We start from the raw sequence: 2806 nt of genomic DNA on the forward strand, positions 1-2806 counted from the left end.
TTCATGAAATAAGCCCCTTCATCACCATAATCATGGTGAATGCGCTCGATGAGCTCATTGGCTTTGGTGCTATAGGCAAGTGATTTTTGTTTTAATTCCTGGAGGATTTGGAGTTCTTGTAAAATATTCAGCATGGACAAAGTTGGCATATCTTCTTTCTCTAAGGTTGGATTATGTGAGATGGTCAAATCAGCTTTTTTACTAACTGCATAGTAGTTCACTAAAAGTAAAATCAGTACAACAAAAAAATGGCTCACCTCATTTCAATATGTGCAGACTTTAATCTATATGATTGCTCAATATAACTGTCGAAAAGGAACAGGGTACAAAAGCTGAAAAATACACTTAGTGAAGGCTGCGATTCATGTTGATAATTTGAAAACAAAGATGCATTACTGCACCTTACTCAGGCCATGAAGGTTGTGCATCGCTTGAAATTTATTCAAACCATCATTGAGGCACAACCTATGTAAATGTGACTTCAGTGGCTTCTCAGTGCAGAGGCCCTAACATAGGAGCTGGGTTATGCAGCACATCTTTGCCAGTATTATTTTCTTGGGCAATCGAGAAAAATGAGCTCCTGTTTTGAGGTATTCTTAAAATATCCTTATTTGAAGGCAAGACTACTTGTTCCTTATTTTCACTACTATAATCAGTTTTTGCAGGCAATAACGCTTGAATGGTCTTTAAGCATTCAGAATTATCGGCAGCACGATCAAGTACCGTATTGCCAAATTTGTTTTTAGTCCTCACCGCCTCTAAACGTTGATTTTCCGGTAATAACCCTAGAAGGGTCTTTAGGCCTTCAGCATTGCTAGCAGCACGATGAAGTGTGGTCTCGCCACGTTCGTTTTGAATTATCACCGCCTCTAAACGTTGGTTTTCCGGCAATAACCCTAGAAGGGTCTTTAAGATTGCAGCATTAGCAAACCAATGAAGCGCTGTATAGCCATAGTTGTCTTTCATCATCACCACCTGTAGACGTTGATTTTCCGGCAATAACGCTAGAAGGATCTTTAAGCTTTCAGGATTTTTAGCCGCATCGTGAAACACTGCTTCACCACGTTCTTCGTGAATCCTCACTGCCTCTAAGCGCTGATTTACTGGTAATAATTCGAGAATAGTCTTTAGGCTTTCAGGATTACCAGCAGCCATATGAAGTACCGTAGTGTCATATCTGTCGTCAATTCTCACCGCCTCTAGACGTTTATTTTCCGGCAATAACGTTAGAATGGCCGTTAGGAGTTCAGGATTGTTAAAAGCCAGATGAAGTACTGTCCTGCCAAACCTGTCTTGAATCCTCACCGCATCTAGAAATTGATTTTCCGGCAATAATGCTAGAACGGCCTTTAGGCTTTCAGGATTATAAGCAGCCAGATGAAGTAGTGAATTGCGACCATCATGGTTTTTAATCATCACTGCCTCTAAGCGCTGATTTTCTGGTAATAATTCGAGAATGGACTTTATGATTTTAGGATTCTTAGCTGCATCGTGAAGTACTGTCTGGCCAAATTTGTTTTTAATTATCACCGTCTCTAGACGTTTATTTTCTGGTAATAACTCGAGAACGGTCTTTAGGATTTCAGGATCGTTAATAGCCTTATGAAGTACTGTATTGTCATAGTTGTCTTGAATCCTCACCGCATCTAAGCGCTGATTTTCTGGTAATAATTCGAGAATGGTCTTTAGGCTTTCAGCATTCATAGCAGCCTCATGAAGTACTGTATTGCCGTCTTTGTTTTTAACCATCACCGCCTCTAAACGTTTATTTTCTGGTAATGGTGCTAGAATGGTCTTTAGGCTTTCAGCATTCATAACAGCATCGTGAAGTACTGTATTGCCGTATTTGTTTTGAATCATCACCTCTTCTAAACGTTGGTTTTGCGGCAATAATGCTAGAATGGTCTTTAGGCTTTCAGAATTGCCAGCAGCATCGTGAAGTACTGTATTGCCGTATTTGTTTTTAACCATCACCGCCTCTAAGCGTTTATTTTGTGGATATAATGCGAGAATGGCCTTTAGGATTTCAGAATTATCGGCCGCCAGATGAAGTGCTGTATTGCCATATCTGTTTTTTTGTGTTACTGCCACTTCTTCTTGCGACACGATTTTTTGTGCGATACCCAAATGGCGATTGCTTAATGCAGCCATCAGTGGCGTATTTTCTTCAGGATAACTGACACCATTAACTTGAGCACCTTGTTTCAGGAGCACATCAAAAATGGCCTCATCTCCTTTCTCAGCCGCCCAAAATAAGGCAGTTTTCATGTGGGCATCAAAGGTTTCAAGACAAGCTCCGTGTTGCAGCAGATAGTTCACCATGGCTAAGTCCTTGTTTTGAACGGCGATAATAAGCGGTGTATTTTCATCCTTATCTTTAATGTCAAGTTGCGCCCGCGCTGCAATCAATTGTTGGGCAATATCACGTCCCACTTCGTTTTTATCTTTGTAGAGTACTTTTTCCAGGGCACGGATTAAGGCAGTATTGCCGTATTTATCTTGGATATTTACATTAATGCCCCGTGCAATGAGGGTACTTATAGTCTTTTTATCTGCGTTTAAGGTCGCAAGATGCAAGGCGCTTTGCCCCTCTTTGTTCCTCGCATTAATCGCAGCACCGTGTTCCAGGGCGTCAAAAGCGATAACTCCTTGATCTAATTGGTGCAAATAATGCCGGTTAGTCGCGAGCAGCGCGTCAAAGGCTTCTTTGTGATGGGAAGCGTACTCCCCTAATAACTGCAGTAACTCATCGTTCTTGGTAGAGAGGACAAAAGCAATGACTTGTTGCAACACTTCATTGTTGTGC

2 protein-coding genes are annotated in these 2806 nt (G+C 41.2%); both read right to left on the bottom strand.

Going from position 1 to position 2806, the window contains the following annotated elements; genetic code table 11:
• Positions 1-257: hypothetical protein (locus Lsan_RS14995; RefSeq protein WP_193392725.1), on the bottom strand; the 257-nt coding region annotated here is incomplete at its 3' end.
• 235 nt (positions 258-492) lie between these two features.
• On the bottom strand, positions 493-2806 hold a 2314-nt coding region (locus tag Lsan_RS15000), incomplete at its 5' end, for an ankyrin repeat domain-containing protein (RefSeq protein ID WP_157068316.1).

Source organism: Legionella santicrucis (assembly GCF_001468135.1).
Classification (GTDB): Bacteria; Pseudomonadota; Gammaproteobacteria; order Legionellales; family Legionellaceae; genus Legionella; species Legionella santicrucis.